This is a genomic window from Mycobacterium sp. SMC-19, from assembly GCF_045310815.1.
Lineage (GTDB): Bacteria > Actinomycetota > Actinomycetes > Mycobacteriales > Mycobacteriaceae > Mycobacterium.
This window is the reverse complement of the sequence record NZ_JBJIAM010000007.1, coordinates 242,984-261,290: the sequence shown is the minus strand read 5'-3', so window position 1 is coordinate 261,290 and position 18,307 is coordinate 242,984. Positions and strand designations below refer to the sequence as shown.

Annotated in this window: 14 protein-coding genes and 3 riboswitches; of the genes, 5 read left to right on the top strand and 9 right to left on the bottom strand. The window is 69.0% G+C overall.

Annotated features, from left to right (window positions below; translation table 11 throughout):
• Positions 1-6: 6 nt before the first annotated feature.
• The 4 genes from ACJH5R_RS17390 to ACJH5R_RS17375 form a co-directional block, all read right to left on the bottom strand.
• Positions 7-870: a cyclopropane mycolic acid synthase family methyltransferase gene (locus ACJH5R_RS17390; RefSeq protein ID WP_406782468.1), complete on the bottom strand. Its 864-nt coding sequence runs from the start codon at positions 868-870 to the stop codon at positions 7-9.
• A 115-nt stretch (positions 871-985) separates the two neighbouring features.
• On the bottom strand, positions 986-1,738 hold the full coding sequence (locus ACJH5R_RS17385) for a class I SAM-dependent methyltransferase (protein WP_406757948.1): 753 nt from the start codon (positions 1,736-1,738) through the stop codon (positions 986-988).
• Positions 1,735-2,874, bottom strand: a complete 1,140-nt coding sequence (locus ACJH5R_RS17380; RefSeq protein ID WP_406757949.1) for a homoserine O-acetyltransferase — start codon at positions 2,872-2,874, stop codon at positions 1,735-1,737. Before ACJH5R_RS17380 ends, ACJH5R_RS17385 begins: the two co-directional genes overlap by 4 nt.
• 11 nt (positions 2,875-2,885) lie before the next feature.
• On the bottom strand, positions 2,886-4,226 hold the full coding sequence (locus tag ACJH5R_RS17375) for a bifunctional o-acetylhomoserine/o-acetylserine sulfhydrylase (protein WP_406782467.1): 1,341 nt from the start codon (positions 4,224-4,226) through the stop codon (positions 2,886-2,888).
• 139 nt (positions 4,227-4,365) lie between these two features.
• Positions 4,366-4,485, bottom strand: a riboswitch (SAM riboswitch).
• A 143-nt stretch (positions 4,486-4,628) separates the two neighbouring features.
• Here ACJH5R_RS17375 and ACJH5R_RS17370 point away from each other — a divergent pair.
• Both ACJH5R_RS17370 and ACJH5R_RS17365 read left to right on the top strand, forming a co-directional pair.
• On the top strand, positions 4,629-6,863 hold the full coding sequence (locus ACJH5R_RS17370) for an NADP-dependent isocitrate dehydrogenase (protein ID WP_406782466.1): 2,235 nt from the start codon (positions 4,629-4,631) through the stop codon (positions 6,861-6,863).
• Positions 6,864-6,931: 68 nt separating this feature from the next.
• A riboswitch (cobalamin riboswitch) is annotated at positions 6,932-7,080 on the top strand.
• Between the two features lie 31 nt (positions 7,081-7,111).
• Complete coding sequence (locus tag ACJH5R_RS17365) at positions 7,112-8,710, top strand: PPE domain-containing protein (RefSeq protein WP_406782465.1); 1,599 nt, start codon at positions 7,112-7,114, stop codon at positions 8,708-8,710.
• A gap of 14 nt (positions 8,711-8,724) precedes the next feature.
• Here ACJH5R_RS17365 and ACJH5R_RS17360 read toward each other — a convergent pair whose 3' ends face one another.
• Positions 8,725-9,381 (bottom strand): pyridoxamine 5'-phosphate oxidase family protein, encoded by a 657-nt coding sequence (locus tag ACJH5R_RS17360; RefSeq protein WP_406757953.1) that lies wholly within the window; start codon positions 9,379-9,381, stop codon positions 8,725-8,727.
• A gap of 40 nt (positions 9,382-9,421) precedes the next feature.
• On the opposite strand from ACJH5R_RS17360, the gene ACJH5R_RS17355 reads away from it, so the two are divergent.
• The 3 genes from ACJH5R_RS17355 to ACJH5R_RS17345 all read left to right on the top strand — a co-directional run bounded on the left by ACJH5R_RS17355 (position 9,422) and on the right by ACJH5R_RS17345 (position 13,486).
• Positions 9,422-10,729, top strand: coding sequence for an aminotransferase class I/II-fold pyridoxal phosphate-dependent enzyme (locus tag ACJH5R_RS17355; protein ID WP_406757954.1), 1,308 nt, complete (start codon positions 9,422-9,424; stop codon positions 10,727-10,729).
• Between the two features lie 21 nt (positions 10,730-10,750).
• Positions 10,751-10,934, top strand: a riboswitch (cobalamin riboswitch).
• A 74-nt stretch (positions 10,935-11,008) separates the two neighbouring features.
• The gene (locus ACJH5R_RS17350) at positions 11,009-12,742 is read left to right on the top strand and encodes a PPE family protein (protein WP_406782464.1); all 1,734 of its coding nucleotides are present in this window, start codon (positions 11,009-11,011) and stop codon (positions 12,740-12,742) included.
• A 219-nt stretch (positions 12,743-12,961) separates the two neighbouring features.
• Entirely contained in the window at positions 12,962-13,486 is a 525-nt protein-coding gene (locus ACJH5R_RS17345) for a GNAT family N-acetyltransferase (protein WP_406757956.1), read from the top strand.
• A 179-nt stretch (positions 13,487-13,665) separates the two neighbouring features.
• Here the strand turns inward: ACJH5R_RS17345 and ACJH5R_RS17340 are convergent, their stop codons facing one another.
• The 4 genes from ACJH5R_RS17340 to ACJH5R_RS17325 are packed head-to-tail and all read right to left on the bottom strand — an operon-like array spanning position 13,666 to position 18,270.
• Positions 13,666-14,244, bottom strand: a complete 579-nt coding sequence (locus ACJH5R_RS17340) for a hypothetical protein (RefSeq protein WP_406782463.1) — start codon at positions 14,242-14,244, stop codon at positions 13,666-13,668.
• A 14-nt stretch (positions 14,245-14,258) separates the two neighbouring features.
• Positions 14,259-16,001 (bottom strand): ATP-binding cassette domain-containing protein, encoded by a 1,743-nt coding sequence (locus ACJH5R_RS17335; protein ID WP_406782462.1) that lies wholly within the window; start codon positions 15,999-16,001, stop codon positions 14,259-14,261.
• A 41-nt stretch (positions 16,002-16,042) separates the two neighbouring features.
• Positions 16,043-17,083: a FecCD family ABC transporter permease gene (locus ACJH5R_RS17330; protein ID WP_406757959.1), complete on the bottom strand. Its 1,041-nt coding sequence runs from the start codon at positions 17,081-17,083 to the stop codon at positions 16,043-16,045.
• Positions 17,080-18,270: an ABC transporter substrate-binding protein gene (locus ACJH5R_RS17325; protein ID WP_406757960.1), complete on the bottom strand. Its 1,191-nt coding sequence runs from the start codon at positions 18,268-18,270 to the stop codon at positions 17,080-17,082. The genes ACJH5R_RS17330 and ACJH5R_RS17325 overlap by 4 nt, the downstream gene beginning before the upstream one ends.
• Between the last annotated feature and the right edge of the window lie 37 nt (positions 18,271-18,307).

The following is an 18,307-nucleotide window of genomic DNA, read 5'->3' as shown; positions in this document are numbered from 1 at the left end:
CTTCGGTTACTTGGCCAGCGTGAACTGGTTGACGTCGAAGCGGCCCTCCCGGAATTCCTCGGCGCAGCCGGTCAGGTAACGCATGTAGCGCTCGTAGACCTCCTCGGACTGAAGCGCGATGGCCTCACACTCGTGCGCTTCCAATGCCTGCGCCCAGTGGTCGAGGGTCATTGCGTAGTGCTGCTGCAGTGACTGGATGCGGTTCACCGTGAATCCGGCTTTGACGGCGTGCTCCTTGACCAGCGCCACCGACGGCAGCTGCCCGCCGGGGAAGATCTCGGTCATGAGGAAGATCTGAAAGGCGGCCAGTTCGGCCGTCAGCTGCATGCCGTATTCGACTATCTGTTGCGGGGACAAGCCACAAATGGTGTGCAGCATCATCACCCCGTCGCTGGGCAGTGCCCGGTGGGCCATCGCGAAGAAGTCGTCGTAGCGGTCGTAGCCGAAGTGCTCGAACGCCCCGATGGACACGATCCGGTCGACCGGCTCGTCGAACTCCTCCCACCCGGCCAACAGCACTCGTCGGCTGCGCGGGGAGTCCATCGCGGCGAACATCGATTGCACATGGATGGCCTGGTGCTTGCTCAACGTCAGACCGACCACGTTGACGTCGTACTGTTCGATCGCCCGCTGCATGGTGGCGCCCCAGCCGCAGCCCACGTCGAGCAGCGTCATACCCGGGCGCAGGCCGAGCTTGCCGAGCGAAAGATCGATCTTGGCGAGTTGAGCCTCCTCCAGCGTCCAGTCGTAGTGCCGGAAGTAGGCGCAGCTGTAGGTCTGAGTCGGATCCAGGAAGAGCCGAAAGAAATCATCGGACAGGTCGTAATGGGCTTGTACATCAGCGAAATGTGGAGTCAGGCGGTGAGTCATGCGGATCGGCCCTTCGGGCAGCCGGGGCCTTGATGGATGCCAACCGTAGGGCCCCCCGGTTCCGGCCGACCGGAGCCGCATACCCGATGTCGGCGGGCATAAACACCTGCCGGTGTTAGGAATCCGAAAGTGTGGCGCGCGCGCACACCGTGATGTAGGGCAGCGCAAGCCCGGTGGACCCGACCAACGCCGGATGGGTGGCCAGTAGGTTGCGGACCTGGTCCAGGGTCTTGGTGCGTACCGCGTCCGGTGAGGTGATGCAGTAGCTGCGGGACGCGACCAGATCGATCAGGGCCTGCGGCGTCAGGTAGTTGGTCCACTCCACGTGGTGGCTTTCGATGTCACCGAAGGGCGCGGGCAGGCTCACCCCGGCGTCGACCACGTCGCGGGCATCTTCGCGGCCGATGATATTGCCGAGTTCCTTGACCCAGCCCAGCCGCTCATCGCGGGTGTTCCACACCAGCCCCAGCCGGCCGCCGGGGCGCAGCACCCGCACCAGCTCCGGGATGGCCCGGGCGGGGTCGAACCAATGCCAGGCCTGGGCCACCAGCACCGCGTCGACGCTGTTGTCCGGCAGCGGGATCTGCTCGGCCGACCCGAGCAGTGCCGGGGTGCCGGGCAGGGCGGCCGCCAGGACCTCGAGCATCTCGGCGATCGGGTCCACCGCCACCACGTCCAGGCCGCGTTCTACCAGGCGTGCGGTGAGTTTGCCGGTGCCGGCGCCCAGGTCAAGGACATCGCGGGCGCCCGGCGGCAGCAGCCAGTCGATGGCCTCCGGCGGGTAGGACGGACGACCCCGCTCGTAGGCGGCGGCTTGCGAACCGAACGACAGCGAACGGTCGCGGCGGCCCTGCTCGGACGGGCTCACCGCCGGCGGTCCCGCGCCGAGCTCGCCAAGTCCAGGGTCTGGCGGATCAGCTCGCCGACTCGGGCGGTGTCCAGCAGGAAGCCGTCGTGCCCGCAGTCGGAGTCGAGCACCTGCAGTCCGTCGCAGCCGGGCAGCAGCTCGGCCAGCTCGGCCTGCAACCGCAGCGGGTACAGCCGGTCCGAGGTGATCCCGGCGACCACCGCGGGGACCGGGCAGCCACGCAACGCCGCGGCCACGCCGCCGCGTCCGGCGCCCACGTCGTAGCTCGACAGCGAGTCGCTCAGGGTCACGTAACTGCCTGCGTCGAACCGCGACACCAGCTTGGCGCCCTGATGCTCCAAGTAGCTCTGCACCGCGTAACGCCCACCGTCGGCCGGGTCCTCCCCGTCCTGGGCGGCATTGCCGAAGCGCTGGTCCAGCTCGGCCTCGCCGCGGTAGGTCAGGTGCGCGATGCGCCGGGCGATCGCCAGGCCGGCCTCGGGACTGCGGCCGGTGCCGTGGTAGTCGCCGCCCTGCCAGTCCGGGTCGGCCTTGATGGCCGCGATCTGGGTGCTCTGCGTGCCGATCTGGTCGGCGGTGGCCCGGGCGCCGACAGCCAGCAGCAGGCCCGCGCCCACCCGGTCCGGGTGGCCGACCATCCACTCCAGTCCGCGGGCGCCACCCATCGAACCGCCCAGCACGGCGGCCACCTCGGTGACGCCCAGGGCGGCCAGCGCGGCGATGTCGGCCTGCACCTGGTCGCGAATCGTGATCGCGGGAAACTTTGAGCCCCAAGGCTTCCCGTTGCGGGCCAGGGATCCCGGACCGGTAGACCCGCGGCAACCGCCCAGCACGTTGGTGGCCACCGCGCACCAGCGATCGGTGTCGATCGGAGCGCCGGGGCCGATCACCCCGTCCCACCAGCCCGGAGTGGGATGGCCCGGCCCGGCGGGCCCGGTGACGTGGGAATCCCCGGTCAGTGCATGCAGCACCATGACGACGTTGTCGCGCTCGGGCGAGAGTTCGCCCCAGCGCTGCACAGCGATGTGCACGTCATCGAGCACCGCGCCGCTCTGCAGCGTCAGCGACCCGATGGCGACCACGCCGGTCTCTCCCTCGGCGGGCAATAGCTGCCTGGACACGTCGGAGATTGTCACCGGGGACCGCCTCAACGGGCCGCCAGCGCCGACGAGCCGCCGAGCTGTGTCGATGCCGCGGCGAAACCGAGCTCCAGGTCCGCCAGGATGTCCGCGATGCCCTCGATGCCGACCGCCAGCCGAACCAGGCCCGGGGTCACACCGCTGGCCAGCTGCTCTTCGGCACTGAGCTGGCCGTGCGTCGTCGACGCCGGGTGAATCACCAGCGAACGCACGTCACCGATGTTGGCGACGTGGCTGTGCAGCTTCAGTGCGTCGACGAAGGCCCGGCCGGCCTCGATGCCGCCGGCAAGCTCGAACGAGAGCACACCGCCGACACCCTTCGGTGCCAGCTGCTGCGCCCGGGCATGCCACGGCGAGCTGGCCAGCCCGGCGTAGTTGACGCTCAGCACGTCGTCGCGGGCCTCCAGGAACTCCGCAACCCGCTGGGCGTTGGCCACGTGCCGCTCGACCCGCAGACTCAACGTCTCCAGGCCCTGGGCGATCAGGAAGGCATTGAACGGCGAGATCGCCGAACCCAGGTCACGCAGCAGCTGCACGCGGGCCTTGAGTGCGAACGCCGGTGCTCCCAGGTCGGCGAAGACCACCCCGTGGTAGCTCGGGTCGGGAGTGGTGAAACCCGGGTGGCGGCCCTGCGTCCAGTCGAAGGTCCCGCCGTCGACGATGACGCCTGCGATCGCCGCGCCGTGCCCACCCAGGTACTTGGTGGCCGAGTGCACCACGATGTCGGCGCCGTGGGCCAGTGGCTGGATCAGGTAGGGGGTCGCCACGGTGTTGTCGACGATCAGCGGCACCCCGTTGTCGTGGGCCACGCCCGCCACGCCGGGAATGTCGAGCACGTCGATCTTCGGGTTCGAGATGGTCTCGGCGAAGATGGCCTTGGTGTTCGGCCGCACCGCCGCCCGCCAGGACTCCAGGTCATCGGGGTCCTCGACGAAGGTGGTTTCGATGCCCAGCTTGGTCAGCGAGTAGTGGAACAGGTTGTACGTGCCACCGTAGAGCCGCGGGCTGGAAACGATGTGGTCGCCGGCGCCGGCGAGATTGAGGATCGCGAAGGTCGCCGCGGCGGACCCGGAGGCCACCAGCAGCGCCGCGACCCCGCCTTCGAGTGCGGCGATCCGCTGCTCGACGACGTCATTGGTCGGGTTCATGATCCGGGTGTAGATGTTGCCCGGAACCTCCAGCCCGAACAGCTTGGCCGCGTGATCGGTGTTGTCGAACGTGTAGGAGGTGGTCTGGTAGATCGGCAACGCGCGGGCATTGGTGGTCGCGTCGGGAACCTGCCCGGCGTGGACCTGCTTAGTCTCGAACGACCAGTGCGAACTTGGGTCGATGTTGTTGTCGGCGGTCATTGCTGAATGGTTTCCTCGGGTTTGTTGTCGCTGGTGACGAGCGGATTAGGCCTGGGTTCAGCGACAACAGCAACGGGTGAGCGGGCGCAAGGAGGCACGCATCAGGTTCCCCTGTCTACTCGGGGGGCCCGTTGTGGCGGACCCGCGCTTGCCGCGTAGCCGATTATGGCTACTCAACCCGGTCATCACCCGGGGCACCCCACCGCGGTTGGAGGGTTGCCGGCCAGCAAGCCGGGGCTTCGCGCTGGCACTCATGACCGTCACGCAGCCTATCGCATCCCGTATAGCTGTCGCCACCTGCTCACCGGCGGTGAACGCCGTGGACCGGTACGCGATACTGATGCCGCCGTGTACAACGCGGGACAATCGAACACCTAAGAACCTGACGCCGGGAGAACAGCCATGTGCGCCGACCAGCCGACCATCATCTACACGCTGACTGACGAGGCGCCGCTGTTGGCGACGTACTCGTTCCTGCCGATCGTGCAGGCCTTCACCGGGCCCGCGGGTATCGACGTCCAAGCCAGTGACATCTCGCTTGCGGCCCGCATCCTGGCCGCCTTCCCTGACTGTCTGACCGACGAGCAGCGGGTGCCGGACAACCTGGCCGAACTCGGCCGGCTGACCCAGCTGCCGGACACCACGATCATCAAGCTCCCCAACATCAGCGCTTCGGTGCCGCAGCTGGTCTCCGCCATCAAGGAGCTGCAGGGCAAGGGCTTCAAGCTGCCGGACTACCCCGAGGACCCCAAGTCTGAGCAGGAGCGAGACGTTCACGACCGCTATGCCAAGTGCCTGGGCTCTGCGGTGAATCCGGTACTGCGGGAAGGTAACTCGGACCGTCGTGCGCCCAAGGCGGTCAAGGAGTACGCGCGCAAGCACCCGCACAGCATGGGCGAGTGGTCACAGGCCTCGCGCACGCACGTGGCGACCATGAAGCACGGCGACTTCTACCACGGTGAGAAGTCGATGACGCTGGACCGCGACCGCGACGTCAAGATGCAGCTGACGACCAAGAGCGGCAACACGATTGTGCTCAAGGAGAAGGTGTCGCTGCTGGACGGCACGGTCATCGACTCGATGTTCATGAGCGTGGCGGCGCTACGTGAGTTCTACGAGGAGCAGATGGAGGACGCCCGCAAGACCGGCGTGATGTTCTCCCTGCACGTCAAGGCGACCATGATGAAGGTCAGCCACCCGATCGTGTTCGGCCACGCCATCAAGGTGTTCTACAAGGACGCATTCGCCAAGCACCAGAAGCTCTTCGACGACCTGGGCGTCAACGTCAACAACGGCATGGTCGACCTGTACAGCAAGATCGAGACGCTGCCGGCCTCCCAGCGCGACGAGATCATCGAGGACCTGCACGCCTGTCGGGAGCACCGTCCGGAGCTGGCGATGGTGGATTCGGCGCACGGGATCACCAACTTCCACTCGCCCTCGGATGTCATCGTGGACGCCTCGATGCCGGCGATGATCCGGGCCGGCGGCAAGATGTACGGCGCCGATGGACGGACCAAGGACACCAAGGCGGTTAACCCGGAGTCGACGTTCGCCCGGATCTACCAGGAGATCATCAACTTCTGCAAGACCCACGGGCAGTTCGACCCGGCCACCATGGGCACCGTCCCCAACGTCGGGCTGATGGCGCAGAAGGCCGAGGAGTACGGCAGCCACGACAAGACCTTCGAGGTCCCCGAGGCCGGCGTCGCCGACATTGTGGACCTGGCCACCGGTGAGGTGCTGCTGACCCAGAACGTGGAGGCCGGTGACATCTGGCGGCTGTGCACGGTCACCGACGCCGCCATCAGGGACTGGGTGAAGCTGGCCGTTCAGCGGGCCCGGGCGTCGGGCATGACGGTGGTGTTCTGGCTCGACACCGAGCGTCCGCACGAGGCCGAGCTGCGCAAGAAGGTCAAGGCCTACCTGTTGGATTACGACACCGAAGGCCTGGAGATCCAGATCATGCCGCAGGTGTGGGCCATGCGGTACACCCTGGAGCGGCTGATCCGCGGTCAGGACACCATCGCCGCCACCGGCAACATCCTGCGCGACTACCTCACCGACCTGTTCCCGATCCTGGAGCTGGGCACCAGCGCCAAGATGCTGTCGATCGTGCCGCTGATGGCCGGCGGCGGCATGTACGAGACGGGTGCGGGCGGTTCGGCCCCCAAGCACGTCAAGCAGCTGGTGGAGGAGAACCACCTGCGCTGGGACTCGCTCGGCGAATTCCTGGCGCTGGGTGCCAGCTTCGACGACCTGGGTGCCAAGACCGGCAATGTCCGCGCCAAGATCCTGGGCGAGACGCTGGACTCGGCGATCGGCAAGCTGCTGGACGCCAACCAGAGCCCGTCGCGCAAGACCGGCGAGCTCGACAACCGCGGTAGCCAGTTCTACCTGGCCAAGCACTGGGCGGATGAGCTCGCGGCGCAGACCGAGGACGCCGAGCTGGCCAAGCACTTCGCGGGGCTGGCGAACACGCTGGCCAAGAACGAGGACGTCATCCTGGGTGAGCTGGCCGTGGTGCAGGGCAACGCGGTGGACATCGGTGGTTATTACGCGCCGGACCACGACCTGACCTCGGCGGTGATGCGGCCCAGCCCGACGCTGAACGCCGCGATCGACGCCAAGGACTGAGGTTCCCCGCCGAGTGTGAATCCGCCGACGGAAACGCCGGAGGATCCGTCGTAGATTTCACACTCGGCGGCGCTCAGGGCGCCTGGCGTGCGACAATTCGCCGGTAAGGCGATGGCGATGTAGGAAGCCGGTGCGAATCCGGAGCGGTCCCGCCACTGTGATCGGGGGAGTGAACTCGCCCGAGAGCCAGAAACTCACGTCGTTGCAACCTCCGATTCGGGGCGGGTAACCCGAGAGAGTTGACGACCGTGACCGCTCCGATCTGGATCGCGTCTCCACCCGAGGTCCACTCGACCTTGCTGTCGGCCGGTCCTGGGGCAGGCCCGCTGCTGGCGTCGGCGGCGGCGTTGAGCACGCTGAGCACCGAGTACGCCGAGATCGCCGACGAGCTGGCAGCGCTGCTGGGTGCGGTGCAGGCCGGGGCGTGGCAGGGCCCGAGCGCCGAAGCCTATGTGGCGGCGAACGTGCCGTATCTGGCCTGGCTGCTGCACGCCGGCATCACCAGCGCGGTGATGGCCGCCCAGCAGCAGACCGCGGCCGCTGCCTACAGCTCGGCGTTGGCGGCAATGCCGACCCTGGCCGAGCTGGCGGCCAACCACGCCACCCACGCGGTGCTGGTGGCCACCAACTTCTTCGGCGTCAACACCATCCCGATCACCCTCAACGAGGCCGACTACGGCCGGATGTGGTTGCAGGCCGCCACGGTGATGACCACATATCAGGCCGTCGCGGGCAGCGCGGTGGCGTCGAGCCCGCAGACCTCTGCGGCGCCGCAGATCGCCAAGGCCCAGTCCGCCGACGCCAGCCAGCCGCAGCTCCCGCCGGATCGGCAGAACGAGATCATGGAGTGGCTGCAGAACAGCGGCTACACCGACTTCTACAACAAAGTGCTGCAGCCGATGATCGACCAGCTGGCGAGCAACCCCTTCTTCCAGTCGATGTTCGGCGGGTTCGATCCCTGGCTGCCGGTCCTGGGCAACCCGCTGAGCTTTCTGAGTCCCTACAACCTCGCGTTCGCGATCGGTTATCCGATGGACTTCGGATCGTTCGCTGCCTACCTGTCGCAGACGTTCGCATTCATCGGCGCCGACATCGCCGCGGCGTTCGCGTCCGGCAATCCCAGCACCATTGCTTTCACGCTGATGTTCGCCGCGGTGGAAGCGGTCGGCACGATCATCACCGACGTGATCGCGCTGCTCAAGACGCTGCTGGAGCAGGCTCTGGTGTTGATTCCGGTGGTGCTGCCGATGCTGACTGCCGCTCTGGCGCCACTGGCCGCGGCACCGTTGGCCGGACTGGCGGGGTTGTCCGGGCTGGCCGCGCTGCATGCCGTTCCGGTGCCGCTGGTTCCGATCATGCCCCCGCCCTTCGCCGGGGTGACGGTGGCTCCCACGCCGCCGGTCCCCGCGCCGGCCCCGGCTCCCGCACCGGCACCCGCTCTGGCACCGGCGCCGCCCGCAGCGCCGCCGGCGCCACCGCCGCCGCCCGCGCCGCCGTTGGCCCCGGGGGACAGTCTGGCCGCCATGTATCTGGTCGCCGGCGCGAGCCAGCAGGCCCGCCGGGCCGCGGGCACCAGTGCGCGCCGACGCAAAGCGCCCGAACCCGACGCCGCCGCGGCACCGGCGGAGGCCGCCGTCGCCGAGGAGAAGGCCAAGGCCCGTCGGCGACGACGTGTGAAGGCCGACATGCTCGGCCGCGGGTATGAGTACATGGACCCCGAAGACGCCGCGGACGCCGTCGAGCCGAGCGGACTCACCGCCCTTGCCGCCGACGCATTCGGTGGCGGTGCCACCACCCCGATGACGCCGGGCACCTGGATGCCGGAGTACGGCAGGCAGGCGACGTAGGTCACCGCGCTAACTCACCGCGGCCTGCGGTAGGACTCCAGGTAGGGCGGCAGCGCGATGGCCGGGTCGAGGTCGGCGGCCGGCTCCGGGCACCCGGCGACCATCCGCAGCGGAACCACGCCCGCCCAGTGCGGCAACGCGATGTCTTCGGGTTCGTCGTTGGGTCCGCCGTCGCGCACTGAGGCGGACACCTTCACGAGGTCGAGGGCCAGCACCGCGGTGGCCGCCAGCTCCCGGCGGTTGGGTGGCCGGGCATCGGCGGCCCGGCCGGGTGCGACGTGATCGAGCAGCGCATCGAGCCCGAGCCGCTTCTCGGCCTCGTCCTGGACCAGGCGGGCGGCGCCGATGACGACCACCGAGCGGTAGGCCATCGAATGGTGTAGCGCCGAGCGGGCCAGCACCAACCCGTCGACCAGGGTGGCGGTGACGCAGACCGGTAGCCCGGTGGGGCCGGCGGCCAGCACCGGGCCGCTGCCGGTGGAGCCATGCAGATACAGCGTCTCGTCGACTCGGGCGTGCGTGGTGGGCAGCACCACCGGATGGCCGTCGCGGGCGTAACCCAGATGGCAGATCAGCGCCTCGTCCAGGATGTGGTGCACGGTGTCGCGGTCGTAGCGGGCCCGTTCCCGATACCGGGTGGGGGTGGTCTGCGGCGTCGGTGCGTAGGACACGAGCTTGCCTCCGTTAATGTACTAGTGCAATATTGGAGTTGTGTCAGTACAATACAGCATTGCCGGCGAGGGTGCCGAGGCCATCGCGGCCAGCGTTGAGGAGGGCATCGCGCAAGGTGCGTTGGCGCCGGGGGCCGCGCTGCCGCCGATTCGCGCGCTGGCCCAGCAACTCGGGGTGAATCCGAACACCGTGGCTGCCGCCTACCGGCTGTTGCGCGACCGCGGCGCTGTCGAAAGCTCGGGACGGCGAGGTACCAGGGTGCGCGATCGGCCGGCGACCACACCGCGGTCGCTGCGCGGGCTGGCGGTGCCCCCAGGCGTGCGAGACCTATCCACGGGAAACCCCAATCCGGCGCTGCTGCCCGTAATCGCCGCAGCTCCGGGACCCGTTGTGCTCTACGGGAACCCGCCGATCACGCCGGCGCTGGCCGAGCATGCCGCGGCCGAACTGGCCGCCGACGGTGTGCCGGCCGATCACCTGGCGGTCACCTCCGGAGCGCTGGACGGAATCGAGCGGGTGCTCTGCGCCCACCTGCGTCCCGGCGACCGGGTGGCCGTCGAAGATCCGGGGTGGCCCAACCTGCTCGACCTACTCGGTGCGCTGGGCCTCACTCCGGAGCCGGTCGCGGTCGACGACGACGGTCCGCTGCCTGCCGAATTGGCTCGCGCGCTGGGGCGCGGAGTGCGCGCTGTGGTGGTGACCAGCCGTGCTCAGAACCCCACCGGCGCCGCGGTTTCCGCGGATCGTGCGAATGCGCTATGGGCATTGCTGGCCGATTCGGAGGTGCTGCTGGTCGAAGACGACCACGGTGCGGCCATCGCCGGGGTGCCGCTGCACTCGCTGGCAGGGGTGACCCGGCACTGGGCGTTCATTCGGTCGGTGGCCAAGGCGTATGGCCCGGATCTGCGGCTGGCGGTATTGGCCGGTGACCCGCGCACCGTCGAACGGGTGCAGGGTCGCCAGCGGCTGGGGCCGGGCTGGGTCAGTCACCTGCTGCAGAACCTGTCGGTCGAACTGTGGCGCGACGCCGCGGCGACGCAGCGGGTGACCGACGCCGAAGCCGCTTACCGTGCGGCCCGCGACGGGCTGTGCACGGCACTGGCCGACCGGGGCGTGCTCGCGCACGGCCGATCCGGGCTCAACGTGTGGATCCCGGTACCCGACGAGGCGGTGGCGATGACGGCGTTGTTCGCCGCGGGCTGGGCCGCGGCGCCGGGCGCGCGGTTCCGGATCCGGGCCGCCCCGGGCCTGCGGATCACCATCGCCGAGTTGGCCCCGGCCGACATCGAACCGCTGGCCGATGCGGTCGCCGAAGCCGTGCACGGCCCCGGCCGCGCCAGCGTGTAGTTGCGCTTTAGGGGCGCTACGCGTCGCAGCGTGCGATAATGCACCGGTACGGCAACGATGGTGCAGGAAGCCGGTGTGAATCCGGCACGGTCCCGCCACTGTGATCGGGGAGCGACCCTCAACTGCCACGGCTCTGACGGAGCTGGAAGGCGAGGCGAGCGTTGATCCGAGAGTCAGGACACTCACATCGTCGCATCCTGCGACCCGGGGCGGTGTACCCCGAGAGAGCTGACAAACTCCCATGTTGCGCCCTTTTCGGGTGGCATCCGGTGGTCTGCGATGACTGCGCCGATCTGGATGGCCTCTCCGCCAGAAGTACATTCGACGTCACTGTCGGCCGGCCCGGGTGCCGGTCCCTTGCTGTCATCGGCCGCCGCGTGGAGCGCGCTGAGCACTGAATATGCCGCGATCGCCGACGATCTGACGGCGGTGCTGGGCGCAGTGCAGGCCGGGTCGTGGCAGGGGCCGTCCGCCGAGGCGTTCGTGACCGCCCACGCGCCGTATCTGGCCTGGCTGCTGCGCGCCGTCGCCAACAGCGCCGCCACGGCGGCTCAGCAGGAGACGGCTGCCGCGGGGTACACCGCCGCGTTGGCGGCGATGCCGACCATGGCCGAGTTGGTCGCCAACCACGTCACGCACGCGGTGCTGGTGGGCACAAACTTCTTCGGCGTCAACACGATTCCGATCGCGTTGAACGAGGCCGACTACGCACGGATGTGGGCGCAGGCCGCCGCCGTGATGACCGCCTATCAGGCGGTGGCCGGCGCAGCGGTGGCGACCGCGGCGACAGCTCAGACCGAACCGGCGCCAGTGGTGCTCAAGACACCCGGCAGTGCGGCGGACACCGCGCCGGCGCCACCGCAGTGGTTTCTGGACTTCGCCAAATGGCTCGAAAGCCTGGTCCCGCATCCGCCCTATCCCGATGTCAGTCAGTATCCGGCGTATGTCGAGTGGCAGGAGTTCTTCACCAAGATCGGCTTCACCGGCTTCGCGGACCCGCTGGCTGAGTTCTTCGCCGGCCTGCAAGGCGGGTCATCGTTACTGCCACCGCCCGGGGTGCCCGGGTCGTGGCTGGCGTGGACGGGGAACCCGTTGAGTTTTTTCAACCCGGCGAGCCTGGCCTACGTCTTCTCGGTGCCGCTGGACCCGGGGTCCTACTTCGCCTTCACCAGCATCGTCATCATCGACGACCTGATCGCGATCATGTACACGGCCCTGTTCAACCCTCAGGGCCTGGGCCTGGTCGTCCCGCTGGCGATGGTCGAGATCGTCACCTCGACGATCGGCAACACCATCCAGGCAATGAACTACCTGATCACCCAGACGGCGCTGCTGCCGGCGCTGGCCGCCACGATGGCCGGCACGACCGTGCTCGGATCGGCGGGAGTGATCGGCGGTCTGGGTATCGGGGCGATGGCACATCATGCGTTAGCCGCTGCGGTGCCGCCGCCTCCCGCGCCCCCGCCGGGACTGGCCCTAGCCCAGCCCCCGGCACCGGCTCCCGCACCGGCGCCTGCCCCGGCTCCTGCGCCCGCCCCGGCACCGGCACCGGCAGCAGCTGCCCCACCGCCGCCCGCCGCCCCGCCGCCGACTCCGGCGGGACCGCCGTCGGTCACCATGCCGGCCTACATGTACATGGTCGGTGGCCTGGACATGGGCGCTCGTCGGGGCTCGGGTACCAGCTCCCGCAAGAAGGCGGCGTCGAAACCGGCCAGCGCGGCGGCACCCGCAGAGGAGCCGGTGGAGCAGAAGGCCGCGCAGCGACGTCGGCGTAAGGCCAAGGTCGGCATGCTGGGCCGGGGCTACGAGTACATGGACTTGGAGCCGGATCCGATGGAACTTGCCGGGGCGGTCGCCTCGAGTAGAGGCGCTGGATCGCAGGGCTTCGCCGGTGCTACCCACCGGGTGACCAGTGCGCGGCCGAGCGGGCTGACCGCCCTGGCCGACGATGGTTTCGGCGGTGGTGCGGTCAGCCCGATGATGCCCAACACCTGGCCGGTCGAACCGGACTAGCCGGGCTGGCCGGACCTCGGCCATGTTGATTTAGGCTGCTTCATCTAGGTCAGTGTCGCGGGGAGGTAGATGGTGAGGCGTGAAGGAGCGTCGCGCCATCCCGTGCCTGGGGTCGTGTCGATCTGATGGGTCATCACTCCCGCGTTGGAAACCGGTCGTGAGACGGTTGTCGACAACCGCAGCGAGTGCACAGCCGCGCACCAATCACAATGCAGACCGATGACATCCCGCTCAGCCCGAATTGATTTCATCCGGTTGACTGAGGTTCCGCTCTGGGAAGTGTTGTCGCTGCTCAACGAGCCGCGGAACGCCCGGCATATGCCGCTGGCCGGAACCTTCAGTGACGAGTCCGCCGCCGCCTGGGTGCAGGAGAAGGACGCCCAGTGGGAGTTGCACGGCTACGGGCCGTGGGCCGTGCTGGTGGACGGCCGGTTCGCCGGCTGGGGCGGCTTCCAGAAGGAAGATGGCGAGGCCGACTTCGCGTTGGTGCTGCTGCCCGAGCACTGGGGCGCGGGTGCCGGGATTGCCCGGGCGGCTCTGGACCGGGGCTTCTCCGTGCTCGGCATCGACGTGGTCACCATCGCTCTCCCCTTCTCGAGGAGCCCGACCCGCGCGGTCGCTCGGCTCGGGTTCGTCCCCGACGGCGAGGTCTCCTACGGCGGGTCGTCGTTCCGGAAGTACCTGCTAACTCGGGAGGCGTGGAACGCCGTCAGCGCGGGCGACTCTCACAGCCAGGGTTGCTGATGAGCGGTGCCGCACAGTGAGGTCCCGAACTGTGGGTGGACTGCGATGGTTCGGCTGGTGCCGACGGCGTCCGGACGCTCACGGCCACGGACAGCTCACCGATGCTCGACGACGTGCAGCAGCAGGCCGATGCGTCCGTCACCATGATCAAGATCAAGATCGAACTTGATCAACACCACCTAACCGCCGCAGCGGATCCGATTCCCGCCGCGGTCCAGCGGGTCCGGCCCCAGGCCGAGGTACTTGTCGCGCAACTTGTCCCACAACTCCAGCTGGCCCCACTCGGGCTCGTCGCGCATCTGCTGGTCGTTGGTGAGGAACGGGTTCGGCAGCATCACCGTCATCATCTGCTCGTCACGCCCGTTGAACAGGCGCACGCCCCACGACTGCGGGTTGCCGTCCTTGCCGATTCGGCGGTACAGCTCGGCCCGCGTGCAGCGGCGAATGCGTCCCAGCTCCGAGCCGCTGGCCCGGTGCTTGCCGATGCACAGGTGGAAGTGCCAGCGGCCGAAATCGATGGTGGCGTAGCCGTCGAGCATGGAGATCTTGCGTGGCGCGTTGGGGGCGGCCACCTCCCAGGCCGCGCCCTCCATGATGATGCCGAACCAGATCTCGTCCCAGTACTCGTCGAAGCACAGGTGCAGCAGGTCCAGCAGGCTCTGCTGATCGGTCGGCAGCGGCCAGCGTTGTTCGCGGCCGCGGTCTTCGGTGTCGACGATCGGGGGATCGGCGACGACGGTTCCGGTGTTCTCGGTCATGGGAATCCCTTCCTTCATGGGTTCAGGCGAACCTGGGGCTTGTGGGTCAGTGCGCAGTCACCGCACAGTCCGCCGCCGGGCGTGCGGTAGAACAGGCAGCAGCTGGCTCGGCGGTACTCGGTCCCGGAATCGCTGAAAGACACTGCGCCAGAGAGCCGCTCGTCATCGCACATGGTGCGTGCGAGATCCCAGCTTGGCTGGTCCGCAAGGTCTCCGCCGTGGTGCCAGCGCAGGGCACGGGCGGCACCCAAAGCTGCGGAGGCGATATTGCCGCGCAGCAGCCCTTCCGATATCGGGCCGAGCCGGCGTACCGCGGCGGCCAACGGTTCCAGGTGGCCGGTCAGGATCATCTCGGCCAGCGCCGGCTCCAAGTCGTCGCTGGCCGAAGACCCCTGCCAGGCCATCGGATTCGGCAGATGCAGCCGGACCGGCCCGCCCGAATCGGTGTACCAGAGCTGATCGGGATCCAGATCGATCAAGAGTCGGTGCTCGGCCAGGCCGCCCAGCCCGACCGACCACAGTCGTGCCGCGAATCCGAGGTAGAAGGTGGACACCGCCACACGAAGATCCGCTGCTCCGATACGGTCCTGCACTCCGGCGATAGCGTCCGCGAGCAGATCGGGGTCGGTGTACAGCTGTGTCACCGGATGCCAGTCGGCGTCGTCCGCCACCCCGGTGGAGACCGCGAAATAGGAGCTGACAGTCGATAACTCGGCCAGCGCCGCGATCGTCTGGTCCTGAGAGGCGCAGCGGTGGGTGGTCGCCGGCAGGGCACGCAGTCGCTGCGGTAGGTCGCGTAGCGCCATGACCTGATTGCCGGAAGTGGAACGCAGCATGACGGCGGCCGGATCGGTTGCCGTGAGCACGATTTCGGCGGAATCGCCGAGCCCCCAGCCCTCCCGGGACAGCACCCGGGTCAGTGCCGAGCGCAACGGCTCCTCGGCGTCGACCCGGGCGGTGCGCTCGTTGGCGTCCCCGACGAAGGTGAACATGCCGCTGGCCGGGTCGAAGCGCAGGGTGTCGTTGCCGAACATCTCCCCGATGCGCCCGGACACCATCAGCTCTTCGCCGACCGTATCCACCAACGTCCCCGCTGGATCCATCAGCCACACCCGGTCGGCCACCCGCAGCGCCAATTCCAGATCGTGGGTGCTCAACACCACCGCCAACTGCTGGTCGCGGGCGAGCTCGCGCAGCAGCCCGAACAGTGCTGCCCGCGAGGACACATCCAGGAACGCGGTCGGCTCGTCAAGGATCAGCAGGCCCGGCTGCTGGGCCAGCGCCCGGGCGGTCAGGACCCGTTGGCATTCGCCGTCGGACAGTTCGGTGGCCGGCCGTGACGCCAGATGCTGGGCGCCGGTCGCCGCCAGCGCCCAGTCGATGATCTCCTCGTCGGCCGGGCGCAGCCGGCCACCCAAACCCAGGTGTGGGATGCGGCCCAGCCCGACGAGCTCCCGCGCCGACAGCAGGCCCGGATCGACGCGCTCGGTCAGCACCACCGCGACCCGGCGGGCCAGCTCGTCTCGGGGCAGTGCGGTCAGGTCGGTGCCGTCCAGCAGGACACGTCCGCCGAGCGCGGGCTGCAACCCGGCCAGTGTGCGGATCAGGGTGGACTTACCGGCGCCGTTGGGCCCGATCAGCACGGTCAGTTCGCCCCGGCGGGCCTGGGCGGCCAGTCCGGTCGCCACCGTGGTCGACCGGCGCCGGCTGCGATAGCCGATGACCAGGCCGGCGAGTTCTACGGCCGCCGGTGCCATACGGCGGTCCCAGCTTCGGCTCTCATCCGTAACCGCCGGCGTCATGACGGCAACCCCGATCCGCGACGGGCCCGCAACAGCACGGCGATCACCACCGGCGCCCCGACCAGCGCGGTGACCGCGTTGATCGGGATGACCAGGTCGCTGCCGGGCACCTGGCTGACGATGCCGCAGCCCAGCGCCGCGACCGCGCCCAGCAGCATCACCGCCGGGACCACCACGCGATGGTCGGAGGTGCCGACCACGATGCGGGCGATGTGCGGCACCACCAGGCCGAGGAACGCGATCGGTCCGCAGAACGCGGTCGTGACACCCGCCAGCAGCGACGCCGAGATGACCGTGACCACCCGGGCCCGGTGCACGTTGATGCCCATCGTCGCCGCGTAACTCTCACCGAGCAGCAGGGCGTTGAGCGGGCGGATCGTCAGCGCCGCGGTCAGTAGCCCGACCGCCACCAGCGGCAGCAGCAGTTCCAGATCGGCCCAGCCGGTACCGGCGAAACTGCCCAGGCCCCACAGCAGGTACTGCTGCACCCGCTGCGGATCGGAGTACACCATCGCCAGGCTCACCAGAGCGGTGCTGGCCGCACCGATCATCACCCCGATCAGCAGCAGCGTCGCGGCCGAGCGGGTCCACCGCGACAAGACCAGCACCAGCGTGAGCATCGCCGCCGCCCCCAGGGCCGCCGCGATCACCTCCGCGGCGCGGCTGGCTCCGGCCACCGCGGTGGTGAATCCGCCGCCTGCCGCGCCACCGAGCAGCACCACCACCGCGACGCCGAGGCTGGCCCCGGAACTCACGCCCAGGATGTAGGGGTCGGCGAGGGTGTTGCGGAACAGGGTTTGCAGCTGCAGTCCGGCGACCCCGAGCGCGGACCCGGCGGCCAGCGCGGTGAGCACCCGCGGCAACCGCATGTTCCACACGATCACCTGCCAGCGCGGGTCGGAGGGCTCGGCGCCGAACAGCACCTGCACGGTGTCGAGCACCGGCACCCGCACCGGCCCGAGCACCAACCCCAGCACGGCCAGCAGAACCACCGCAGCGCTCAGCGCGGTCAGTACCAGGGCGATACGTGGCTTCATCGCGGCACCCGCCGGTAGAACTCGAACGCATGGTTGGCGGCCAGCGCGGGATGCAGGATCGCGACCAGGTCGCCGAGCAGCAGATCCGGGCGCGCGGTGCCGCGTTCCCAGTAGAGGTTGCCGCCCCCGGGGGTCATTGCCTTGGTCGCCGACCACACGTGGCCGATCCGCAGTGCGGTCAGCTCGCCGTAGCGGCTGTCGCGGGCCACCGCGTCGCCCAGGGTCTGCCAGTCGTCGGTGACCAGCCATACCGGCGCGGTGCCGGCACTGGCGTACACCGACTCGAAGTTCAGTTGCCGGTTTTCGGCGCCGGTGTCCGACAGCCAGGGGTAGGTGCCTCCGGCGTCGGCGACCAGACGCCCCGAGTAGCTGTCGCCGGTGGGCATCGACCAGCTGCCCGAATACATGGTGCCGACCAGAACCTCGGCGGGCTTCGCCTCAGCGGCTTGAGCGGCCAGGGCACGGTAACGGTTGCGGATGTCCTGGTAGGTCTGCGCGGCCTGACGTTCGGTCCCGGTCAGCGCGGCGAACACCTTGATCCACTCGGCCCGGCCCAGGGGAGTGGATTCCAGCCATTCGGCGTCGGCCAGTACGGGCAGACCGGCCTCGCGCAGCTTGGGATAGCCGGGATCGTCGATACCTTCGGTGACCAGCAGGTCGGGGCCGGCGCTGAGCACCCGCTCGACGTTGAGCTGCCCGCCGGGGGCGTACCCGACGATCGCACCGGTCTCGATGCGGGCGCGAATCTGCGGATCGGCGACGGCGGCCGGGCTCGCCACTCCGGTGACCACGCCGGCTTGCCCGAGTTCGGTGATCATCGCCAGGTGCGTCGTCGAGCCCGAGTAGAGGCTGCGTACCGGGACGGTGATCTGTTGGGCGTGGGCCAGCTCGCCGCTCAGTGCCGGTGCGGGCGCACCACAACGCACCAGCACATAGGACACCGGCTTGCCGCCGAGGTAGGGCCGTTTGACGGTCAGGACCTGGTAGCTGCCGTGGTACTCGAGGACGAAGTTGGTGGCCTCGGTCAGCGTCGACTTGTCGGGAAAGTAGTCGGCGGCCGGATCGAAGTCGGTGATGCAGCCGGCGCGCGCCTGCGGGGTGCGGGAAGCGGGTTCGCCAGAGCAGCCGGCCAATGCGGTGGCCAGGGCTACCAAGAGCGCAGGAACTACCCGCAACGCACGGGGCATGGGCGTGAGTCAGCTTCCTCGGGGTACACCGCCCCGG